Here is a 10073-nt window from a genome sequence, read left to right as displayed (position 1 = left end):
GGCCCATGCGGCCCGCGCCCCTCCCGTCGTCCGGGCGCTCCCGGGTGCTTCAGCCGGTGAGTTCGCGGGCGCGCGCCACCAGCTCGCGCACGGAGTGGTCCGTGAGCTCGGGCAGGCGGTCGTAGTCGAACCAGCGCAGGTCGAGCGACTCCTCGCTGATCAGCGCCTGGGCACCGGGCGGGGCCACCGCGATGTACTGGACGTCGAGGTGGGTGTTCTCGGGCCGGTCCTTGCCGGTGCAGCGGACCTGGTGGCGGTCCAGCTTGGCGGGGACGGGCACGCCGTCGCGGGTGAGCAGGGCGAGGTCGGGGATGCCGGACTCCTCGGTGGCCTCCCGCAGGGCGGCCGAGGCGAGGTCGCGGTCGCCGGGCTCGCAGTGCCCGCCCATCTGCAGCCACCGGCCGACCTTGGGGTGCAGGGTCAGCAGCACGCGGCCGGCGTCGGGGTCGACGACGGCGGCGCTGGCGGTGATGTGGGCGGGCAGGCAGGAGCGGTAGAGGCCCTCCGGCTGCTCGGCGAGGTGCCGCAGGTACGCGAGGCGCAACTGGTCCTGCTCGGGGTCGGCGGGCCGCCACCCGTCCAGGGCGCGGACGGCGTCGGCGTGCAGCGCGTCAGCCCGGTGCGTACCGCCGGGGTGCGTGCCGCCGGTGTGCGGGGCGTCGGCGCGCTCGGTCCCGGTGGCCGTCATGCGGCGGGCCCGCCCTTCCCGTGGTCCTCGTCGCCGTCGTCGCCGTCGTCCTTGGTCGGGTCGGGCTTCGCGGAGCCGGGGCCCCGGTCGGCGCCGCCGCCCGCGGCGGCCTCGCCGAGCAGCTTGTCGAGCGCGTCGAAGTCGATGCCGCCCTCCAGGTCGCCGCTGCCCCGGTGCACGAAGGCGTCCGGGTCGTCGAGGTCGGCGGCGGTGGGGAGCATGTCCGGGTGCTGCCAGAGGTCGTCGCGGCCCTCGGTGCCGCGGGCGTCGGCGAGCAGCGCCCAGAGCCGGGCGGCGTCGCGCAGCCGGCGCGGGCGCAGTTCGAGGCCGACCAGGGTGGCGAAGGTCTGCTCGGCGGGCCCGCCGGCGGCGCGGCGGCGCCGGACGGTCTCGCGCAGCGCGACCGCCTGCGGCAGGTGGGGCTCGGCGGCGGCGTGCACGACGGCGTCGACCCAGCCCTCGACGAGGGCGAGCGCGGTCTCCAGGCGGGCGAGCGCGGCCTTCTGCTCGGGGGTGTCCTCGGGCTGGAGCAGGCCGCCGGCGAGGGCCTCCTGGAGGGCCTCGGGGTTGCTCGGGTCGAGCTGGCCGACGAGTTCCTCCATGCGGGAGCTGTCGACCTTGATGCCGCGGGCGTAGGCCTCGACGGCGCCGAGCAGGTGGGCGCGCAGCCACGGCACGTGCGCGAAGAGCCGCTGGTGGGCCGCCTCGCGCAGGGCCAGGTAGAGGCGGACCTCCTCGGCGGGCACGCTGAGGCCCTCGCCGAACTCGGCGACGTTCTGGGGCAGCAGCGCGGCCTTGCCGGCCGGGGCGAGCGGCAGGCCGACGTCGGCGGAGCCGACCACCTCGGCGGCCAGGGCGCCGAGCGCTTGGCCGATCTGGGTGCCGAACATGGCGCCGCCCATGGAGCGCATCATGCCGAGCAGCGGGCCGGCCATGGCCTGCATCTCCTCGGGCAGGACGCCGCCCATGGCGTTGCCGACCCGCTCGGCGACCGGGTCGACGAGGTCCTTCCAGACGGGGAGGGTGGCCTCGATCCACTCGGCGCGGCTCCAGGCGACGGCGGTGCCGGCGCCGGAGGGGAAAGTGGTGACGCCGTCGAGCCACAGGTCGGCGAGGCGGACGGCCTCGGCGACGGCGGAGCGCTCGGCGGCGCTGCCCGATCGGTCCTTGCTCTTGCCCTCGGCGGGCTCGGCGACGACGGTCTGCCGGGCGATGTCCTTGGCGAGGTCCCAGTTGACCGGGCCGCCCTCGAAGGAGAGCATCTGGCCGAGCTGCTGGAAGGCGGCGCCGAGGTCGTTGGGGTTGAGGCCGCCGAACATCGCGGCGAAGGGGTTGTCGCCGGCGCCGGGCCCGCCCGCGCCGGGGGTGCCGGGCATGCCGGGCAGGCCCATGCCGAACAGGGCGCCGAACGGGTTGCCGCCGGAGAAGCCGAAGGGCTGCGGGCCGTCGGACCGGGCGCCGCCCTCGTCCTTCTTGTTCTGGTCGTCGTCGGGCTTGGCCTTGCCGTCCTCGGGCTCCTCGGGCGGAACGCCGAATCCGAAGGGAAGGTCGCTCACGGGGTCCTCGATCCGGTCGGCCGTCATACGGGTGGTGGCGGTGAATCTGCGTGCCCGGGGCGGTCGGCGGAGTGGGGGACTCCCGGCCGGTGGGCGGCTCCCGCGCGGCTGGCCCGCGCCGGGTGCACCGCCGGGCCTCCGCCTCGGGCAGGATGGACGTACGTGACACACGTACGTACGCACATAAGCTAACCGTGGAGGATGGCCGGTGAGTTCCCCGCCCTCGGACGTTCGCTCTGGGCTGACCGGAGGAGAGGACGCCCCGGACATCACGGCGTCGCCGCCTCCAGCCTATGCCGGAAGGCCGCTGACCGTGGCGGTCACGGGTGCCGCCGGGGTGCTCGGCGAGCGGGTCGCGGCCCGGCTGGTCGCGTCGCCGGGGGTGAAACGCGTCCTCGCGGTCGACGACCGGCGCGGCGAGGTGCCCGGGGTGCAGTGGCGGATCCTGGACGTGCGGGACCCGGCGGTCGCCGAGCGGCTGGCCGGGGTGGACGTCGTGGTCCACCTGGCGATGGACCTGGGCATGGAGTCGGACCCGCGGGCGCGCAGCGCCTACAACGTGCGGGGCGCGCAGACGGTGCTGACGGCGGCCGCGGCGGCCGGGGTGCACCGTGTGGTGCTCTGCACGTCGGCGATGGTCTACGGCGCGCTGGCGGACAACGAGGTGCCGCTGGCGGAGGACTCGGAGCTGCGGGCGACCGAGGAGGCCTCGCTGGTCGGGGACCTGCTGGAGATCGAGCGCCTGGCGCGCCGCGCGCCGCGGGCGCACCCGGGGCTGCAGGTGACGGTGCTGCGCCCGGCGGTGGTGGTCGGTCCCGGGGTGGACACGGTGCTGACCCGGCACTTCGAGGCGCCGCGGCTGCTGGTGGTGGCGGGCTCGCGCCCGTGCTGGCAGTTCTGCCACGTGGACGACCTGGCGGCGGCGCTGGAGTACGCGGTGCTGGGCCTGGTCGAGGGCGAGGTGACGGTCGGCTGCGACGGCTGGCTGGAGCAGGAGGACGTGGAGCGGCTGTCGGGGATCCGGCGGATGGAGCTGCCGGCCTCGCTGGCGCTGGGGACGGCGGCCCGGCTGCACCGGCTGGGGCTGACGCCGGCGCCGGCCGGGGACCTGGCGTACACGATGTACCCGTGGGTGGTGTCGGGCAGCCGGCTGCACGAGGCGGGCTGGCGTCCGGTGCACACCAACGAGGAGGTGCTGGCGGAGCTGCTGGGGCAGGTGGCGGGCAAGCACGCGGTGGCGGGGCGCCGCCTGGGCGGCAAGGAGGCGGCGACGAGCCTGGGCGCGGCGGGGGCGACGGTGGCGCTGGTGGGTACGGCGGCGCTGGTGCGCAGGGCCCGCAAGCGGCGCCGGTTCTGAGCGGCGGACGCCCCGGGCCGGCGTGACGGGCCGGCCCGGGGCGGGCGGGCGTTCCCGCCCGGCGCGCCGGGCGGTCGTCCCGGGCGGGCGGGTGCGGAAGGCCCTTGCCCCCGCCCGTGCGGGATGGGCGATCATTGGGGCCATGCCCGAGAACCACGACCCGATCCGCCTGCTCGCGATCCGCGACACCCCGCTCTCGCTCGACGAGGTGTACGAGGCGGTCGGCGACGACGCGGCCGGCGGCACGACCGTCTTCGTCGGGACGGTCCGCGACCACGACGGCGGCCGGCCGGTCTCCGTGCTGGAGTACAGCTGCCACCCGTCGGCGGAGCGGGAGCTGCGCCGGGTCGCCGAGAAGGTCGCGGCCGATTTCCCGGTGCGGGCGCTGGCCGCGGTGCACCGGGTCGGCCGGCTGGGGATCACCGACAAGGCCGTGATCGTCGCCGTGTCCTGCGCGCACCGCGGTGAGGCGTTCGCCGCGGCCCGCCGGCTGATCGACGACCTCAAGCACGAGGTGCCGATCTGGAAGCACCAGGTGTTCGCGGACGGCGGCGAGGAGTGGGTCGGCGCCGGCGAGTGCTGAGCACCCGTCGGGCCCCCTCGTCGCGCGACGCGCCGGTCGCTCACTCGGACGGGTGTGGGCGGGTGGGCCCGGTACTCCCTGGCAGTGAGCCGATCGGCCGTGCCGTAACCCGGACGGCGCCCGCGGCGTTGTCCGCCGGGATGGTTAATCTGCTCATAGACACGACGAGCTGGGAGTACTGAGATGGCTGCGCTCGCCTGGTTGATCATTCCCTGCGTCGCCGCGGTGCTCGCCACCGTGTGGGCGGGTTGGGCCCAGCGGGCCCCGAGAGCGACGGGGGACCCGGCCTCGCTGGCCGAGCACCAGCGGTTCATGGCCGCGATGGAACGCACCACGGCCACCGGCGCCCCGCAGGAGCGCCCCGAACGGTAGGACGTGTCCCGGGGGCCGGGCCCGGTGGGGCCCGGCCCGCCGGGCGCGCCGTCATCCGCGTCCCGTACTGTCGAGGCATGCCACGCCGCTCTGCGACGATGCTCGCCGCCACCCTGCTGCTCATAGCGCTGCTCTGCGCCTCGGTGCTGATGAAGGTGCCGTACACCGAGATGAGCCCGGGCCCGACGTACAACACGCTCGGGGTGCAGGAGAAGACGGGGACCCCGGTGATCACCATCACCGGCCACGAGTCGTTCCCGGCGAGCGGGCACCTCAACATGACGACCGTCCAGGTCACCGGCGCCAAGTACGAGCCGAGCCTGGTCAACGCGGTGGTCGGCTGGCTGCGCGACGACGTGCTGGTGGTGCCGCACGACAACGTCTACCCGAAGGGCCAGAGCGACGCCGACGCGAAGCGGCAGAACGCCGAGGAGTTCGCGCTCTCCGAGGACCACGCCCGCACCGCGGCGCTGAGCCAGCTCGGCATCCCGATGGGCAGCGAGCTGATCGTCCAGAGCGTGACCGCCGGCGCCCCGGCCGAGGGCCGGCTGCACGCCGGGGACCAGATCGTCGCGGTGGACGGCACCCCGGTCGCCGACGCGGACGCGGTCGCCAAGGCCGTCACCCGGCACCAGCCCGGCGAAGCCGCGGTCTTCACCGTGGTGCCGCGGGTCAAGGACGGCTCGGCCGAGCCGGGCGTGCGCACCGACATCAGCGTCCCGACCGTGAAGTCGCCGGACACCGGCTCCGCGATGGTCGGCATCCGCCCGGGCCTGCGGCACACCTACCCGTTCCGGATCGACATCGGGCTGCAGGACGTCGGCGGGCCCAGCGCCGGCCTGATGTTCTCGCTCGGCATCATCGACAAGCTGACCCCGGGCGACCTGACCGGCGGACGGTTCGTGGCCGGCACCGGCACCATCACCGACGAGGGCGAGGTCGGACCGATCGGCGGCATCGCGATGAAGCTGATCGCCGCCCGGGACGCGGGCGCCGAGTACTTCCTCGCCCCGGCGGCGAACTGCGCCGAGGCCGCCAAGAACACCCCGTCCGGGCTGGACCTGGTCAAGGTGGAGACGCTGGACGGCGCGCTGAAGGCGCTGGAGCAGATCCGCTCGGGGCAGACCTCCGCGCTGCCGTCCTGCACGTCCTAGCCGCTCCCGGGGGCCCGGGGCGGGCGCGAAGCAGACCCCGGGGCCAGGGGCCTACGAGAAGGTCGCCAGCAGCGCCTCGGTCAGGCCCGGCACCAGGTCGGGGCCGGTCAGCACCTCGCGGGCGGTGTCCTTGGAGCGCAGCCGCAGCGCGATCTCCTTGCTGCCGTCCCGCAGCACGGCGGCGGTGATCCGCACCTCCTCGCGCTTGGGGTGGTTGGCCACCCACTCGGCGAGCTGGGCGTCGCTGGCGTTGCGCGGGCGGGACTGCTCGGCGCCCGGCGGCAGCATCAGGCGCTCGACGACCAGGGCGCAGCCGGCCACCGCGCCGGGCCAGGCGATGGTGCCGAGGAACTTGTCCAGCTCCATGCCGGCGGGCAGCTCGTCCTGCTCGACCGGGGTGAGCCCGGGCTCGTTGCCGTCGGCGAGGCCGAGCTGCTCGGCGATGCGGGGGTCGGCCTTGCGCAGGGCGGCGCTGTCCACCAGGGCGAAGAGGCGGGCCGGGAGGTCCCAGCCGAGGGTGGCGGCGTACTCGTCGATCTCCAGGGCGGCCCGGGTCAGCGGGCTGCCGGCCGGGAGGGTGGAGACGTCGTCGGGGAGGTTGGATCCATCGGACATGTCTCAATCCTCACACGTCGGGCGACCGGTGCGTCGCGACCGCCGCCAGTGGGCAGGGGAGGGGACGGGCGGGGGAGGGCCGGTGGGAGGTTGTCGTAACCGTCTGCTAACGGTGGGAACTCGGCCAAAGACTGGTTAAGTTGCACTGAAGACCGACCGACTCAAGACGACACAGCTGAGGTGCCACCGTGGTATTCCAGATGCCGGAACGCTCAGGGCCGGGGTTCCGGCGCAGAGTAGGCCCGCCCTCAAGGCGAGCGCGGGTGCTCCTGCTGACCCTGGGCGTGCTCGCGGTGCTGTTCCTGCTGTTCGTCATGTTCGCCGGGTTCTGGACGGACTGGCTCTGGTTCAGGTCGGTCCGCTACACCTCGGTCTTCACCACCCAGCTGTGGACGAAGATCGGCCTGTTCGCGGTGTTCGGGCTGCTGATGGCGGTGATCGTCGGCTTCAACGTCTGGCTGGCGCACCGGCTGCGCCCGCCGCTGTCGGCGATGTCGGTGGAGCAGCAGAGCCTGGACCGCTACCGCTCGGGCCTGGCGCCGTTCAAGCGCTGGGCGCTGCTCGGCGTCTCGCTGGTGATCGGGCTGGTGGCGGGTGCCGCGGCCTCGGGCCAGTGGCGGACCTGGCTGCTGTGGACGAACGGCACGCCGTTCGGCACCAAGGACCCGCAGTTCGGCAAGGACGTCTCGTTCTACGCCTTCGACCTGCCGTTCTACGAGTTCCTGCTGGGCTTCGCGTTCAGCGCGGTGATCGTCTCGCTGCTGACCTCGACGCTGGTGCACTACCTCTACGGCGGGCTGCGGCTGCAGGGGCCGGGGCGGCGGGCGAGCGTCGGCGCGCAGGGGCACCTGGCGGTGCTGCTGGGCGTGTTCGTGCTGCTGAAGGCGGTGGCCTACTGGCTGGACCGGTACGCGCTGGCGGTGAAGACCGGTACCTACAAGGGCGTGTCCGGCTGGACGGGCCTGCGGTACGTGGACGCCAACGCGTTCCTTCCGGCGAAGACCATCCTGTTCTTCGTCGCGGTGATCTGCGCGGTGCTGTTCTTCCTGACCCCGGTGCGCCGCACCTGGGCGCCGGCCCTGATCGGCCTGGGCCTGATGGTGCTGTCGGCGGTGCTGATCGGCGGGGTGTACCCGGCGATCGTGCAGCAGTTCCAGGTCAAGCCGAACGAGCAGGCCAAGGAGACGCCGTACATCCAGAAGAACATCGACGCGACACGTGAGGCGTACGGGATCGCCGACAGCGAAGTGGTCCAGTACGAGCCGGCGAACGGCACCAGCGCGGAGGCGCTGAAGCCGGACGCGCAGACCGTCTCGGACATCCGCCTGCTGGACCCGAACGTGGTCGGCCCGACCTTCCAGCAGAACGAGGCGCTGCGCAAGTACTACGCGTTCCCGAAGTCGCTGGACGTGGACCGGTACGGCGACCAGGACACCGTGCTGGGCGTGCGCGAGCTGGACCTCAACGGCATCCAGCGCAACTGGATCAACGACCACTTCAACTACACCCACGGCTACGGCGTGATCGCGGCCAAGGGCAACCAGGTGGACGCCAACGGCAACCCGGTCTACACCGAGTCGGCGCTGCCGACGAAGGGCGCGTTCGGCGACTACCAGCAGCGGATCTACTACGGCGAGAAGACGACGACGTACTCGATCGTCGGCGGCGGCTACCAGGACATCGACTACACCGCGGAGAACGGCACCCCGGTGCACTTCTCCTACGACGGCGACAGCGGCGTCGGCCTGGGCAACCCGCTGACCCGGGCCGCGTACGCGGTGAAGTTCGCCGAGCCGCAGATCCTCTACTCCAGCGCGATCCGCGACGGCGCGAAGATCATCTACGACCGCACGCCCAAGGAGCGGGTGGAGAAGGTCGCGCCGTGGCTGTCGATCGACGCCGACCCGTACCCCGTGGTGGAGAACGGCCGCGTGGTGTGGGTGCTGGACGGCTACACCACCTCGGACGGCTACCCGTTCTCGTCGAAGACGACGCTGGGCGACGTCACCAAGGACTCGCTGACCAACCAGCGCGGTGAGCTGCTGACCGCCGCGAACCAGGTCAACTACATCCGCAACTCGGTCAAGGCCACCGTGGACGCGTACACCGGCGAGGTGACGCTCTACCAGTGGGACGAGAACGACCCGGTGCTGAAGACCTGGATGAAGGCGTTCCCGGGCACGGTGAAGGCGAAGGCCGACATCCCCTCGGAGCTGGCGCCGCACCTGCGCTACCCGCAGGACATGTTCAAGGTGCAGCGCGACCTGCTCGCCGAGTACCACATGACCGACGCCGGCGGCTTCTTCAACGGCACCGACATCTGGCAGGTGCCGACCGACCCGACGACCAACACCAACGAGGTGCAGCCGCCGTACTACCTGACCGTCCGGATGCCGGACGCCAAGGAGGCGTCGTTCTCGCTCACCACGACCTTCGCGCCGCAGGGCCGCGACAACCTGGCCGCGTTCATGTCGGTCAGCGCCGACCCGGGACCGGACTACGGGAAGATCCGGATCGCCAAGATCCCGACCGGCTCGGGGGCGCTCGGCCCCAAGCAGGTGCAGGCGAAGTTCAACTCGGACCCGCTGGTCGCCAACCAGCTGACCCTGCTGAAGACCGGCACCGACTCCGACATCGAGTACGGCAACCTGCTGACCCTGCCGGTCGGCGGCGGCCTGCTGAACGTCGAGCCGGTCTACCTGATCGGGCGCAGCGCCAAGGTGCCGGTGCTGAAGAAGGTGCTGGCGACGTACGGGAACGAGAACGCGGTCGTCGCGGTGGAGGACAACCTGGAGAAGGCGCTGGCCAAGGTGCTCGGCGGCGCGGCGCCCGGTGCGCCGGTCACGCCCACGGCGCCGGGCACCACCACGCCGACCAGCCCGACGAACCCGACGACGCCGACGACGCCGACCGCGCCGACGACCCCGACCGCTCCGGTGCCGGGGGCCACGGTCTCGCCGGAGCTGCAGAAGGCGATCGCGGACGCGGTGAAGGCCAACAACGACAGCCAGACCGCGTTCAAGAACGGTGACTGGGTGGCCTGGGGCCAGGCCCAGAAGGCGCTCAACGACGCGCTCAAGGCGGTCGAGGCGGCCGAGCAGAAGGCCGGGATCACCCCGGCCCCGGCACCGGCGGAGACGGCTCCGGCCACCCCGCCGGCCACCCCGCCGGCGACGGGGGCGGCCTCGCCCGCCCCGAGCAGCGGCCCCTGAGCTGCGGCGATCCCGCGGTAACCGATTTCGGCTCCGCCCCGCGCCCGTGCTATGGTTTAACCACCGACGCGGGGTGGAGCAGCTCGGTAGCTCGCTGGGCTCATAACCCAGAGGTCGCAGGTTCAAATCCTGTCCCCGCTACTCAGTAGCCCGAAGGCCCGGAGGATTCTTCCTCCGGGCCTTCGGTGTTTGCGCGCGCGGGCGGGCGGGGCCGCTCCGGTACCATCGAGCGTCGCCAAGGACGACGGCAGCGGGGTTTGTGGGGGCCAAGTGTCGGGAAATCGACAAAGCGCCGAAGCAATTTCGTCGGCTTCGGGTCCGCCCCGCCGAAATCGGCCGGGGCAGGTGTACGCGGGTTGCGGGTGATGCGACGATGGGACACATGGGGGACGCTGCCCGGCTGCTGACCGGCCGTCGGGTCCGCGCGCTCCCCGTGGGGTCCCCCCGGCCCCGGGCCGGAGGACGACGCCGCGACACTCGGGGGGAGTGGGAGTCGGCATGAGGCTGATCGGCAAGAACGGGGCAGGGGCGAAGCC

Annotated in this window: 8 protein-coding genes and 1 tRNA gene; 6 read left to right on the top strand and 3 right to left on the bottom strand. The window is 73.2% G+C overall.

Annotated elements, in window-relative coordinates; translation table 11 throughout:
* Positions 1-49: 49 nt before the first annotated feature.
* The gene (locus ACFU74_RS33170) at positions 50-688 is read right to left on the bottom strand and encodes an NUDIX hydrolase (RefSeq protein ID WP_380763582.1); all 639 of its coding nucleotides are present in this window, start codon (positions 686-688) and stop codon (positions 50-52) included.
* Positions 685-2244, bottom strand: a complete 1560-nt coding sequence (locus tag ACFU74_RS33165) for a zinc-dependent metalloprotease (RefSeq protein ID WP_380763580.1) — start codon at positions 2242-2244, stop codon at positions 685-687. Before ACFU74_RS33165 ends, ACFU74_RS33170 begins: the two co-directional genes overlap by 4 nt.
* Positions 2245-2452: 208 nt before the next feature.
* On the opposite strand from ACFU74_RS33165, the gene ACFU74_RS33160 reads away from it, so the two are divergent.
* From ACFU74_RS33160 to ACFU74_RS33145, 4 genes are all read left to right on the top strand, one after another.
* Entirely contained in the window at positions 2453-3601 is a 1149-nt protein-coding gene (locus ACFU74_RS33160; protein WP_380763579.1) for an NAD-dependent epimerase/dehydratase family protein, read from the top strand.
* 142 nt (positions 3602-3743) lie between these two features.
* The gene (locus ACFU74_RS33155) at positions 3744-4184 is read left to right on the top strand and encodes a molybdenum cofactor biosynthesis protein MoaE (protein WP_380763578.1); all 441 of its coding nucleotides are present in this window, start codon (positions 3744-3746) and stop codon (positions 4182-4184) included.
* A 183-nt stretch (positions 4185-4367) separates the two neighbouring features.
* Positions 4368-4556: a hypothetical protein gene (locus tag ACFU74_RS33150; RefSeq protein ID WP_380763576.1), complete on the top strand. Its 189-nt coding sequence runs from the start codon at positions 4368-4370 to the stop codon at positions 4554-4556.
* A gap of 77 nt (positions 4557-4633) precedes the next feature.
* Positions 4634-5710, top strand: coding sequence for a PDZ domain-containing protein (locus ACFU74_RS33145; RefSeq protein ID WP_380763574.1), 1077 nt, complete (start codon positions 4634-4636; stop codon positions 5708-5710).
* A gap of 51 nt (positions 5711-5761) precedes the next feature.
* On the opposite strand, the gene ACFU74_RS33140 is transcribed toward ACFU74_RS33145, so the two are convergent.
* The gene (locus ACFU74_RS33140; RefSeq protein ID WP_380763572.1) at positions 5762-6325 is read right to left on the bottom strand and encodes a PPA1309 family protein; all 564 of its coding nucleotides are present in this window, start codon (positions 6323-6325) and stop codon (positions 5762-5764) included.
* A 200-nt stretch (positions 6326-6525) separates the two neighbouring features.
* On the opposite strand from ACFU74_RS33140, the gene ACFU74_RS33135 reads away from it, so the two are divergent.
* Complete coding sequence (locus tag ACFU74_RS33135) at positions 6526-9537, top strand: UPF0182 family protein (RefSeq protein ID WP_380763570.1); 3012 nt, start codon at positions 6526-6528, stop codon at positions 9535-9537.
* Positions 9538-9604: 67 nt separating this feature from the next.
* Positions 9605-9678, top strand: a tRNA-Met gene (locus ACFU74_RS33130).
* Positions 9679-10073 lie beyond the last annotated feature (395 nt).

This window comes from Kitasatospora sp. NPDC057500 (genome assembly GCF_042802195.1).
Lineage (GTDB): Bacteria > Actinomycetota > Actinomycetes > Streptomycetales > Streptomycetaceae > Kitasatospora.
The sequence above is the reverse complement of the archived record's forward strand: the minus strand, read 5'-3'. Positions and strand labels throughout refer to the sequence as shown.